At 42.7% G+C, this 211-nt stretch carries 1 protein-coding gene; it reads right to left on the bottom strand.

The genetic code is table 11. The features are described 5' to 3' along the window. Nucleotides 1-211 (bottom strand): hypothetical protein (locus HFD15_RS14155; protein WP_185155846.1); only part of this gene is annotated, 211 nt, incomplete at both ends.

The raw sequence follows: 211 nt of genomic DNA, 5'->3' as shown, positions 1-211 counted from the left end.
TTGAACTTGAGCTATTTACCCCAGCTGAACTTGACTGACTCGAGTCTACCGAAGATGAACTGGCAACACTACTTTCAATGGAATTTGAACTTGAAGCACTTGAACCTTCTGAGCTTGAACTTGAGCTATTTACTCCAGCTGAACTTGACTGACTCGAGTCTACCGAAGATGAACTGGCAACACTACTTTCACTGGAATTTGAACTTGAAGC

It is taken from the genome of Lactococcus sp. EKM203L (genome assembly GCF_011800585.1).
GTDB lineage: Bacteria > Bacillota > Bacilli > Lactobacillales > Streptococcaceae > Lactococcus > Lactococcus lactis.
Note: the sequence above shows the minus strand (reverse complement) of the source record. Positions and strands in the feature narration are given on the sequence as shown.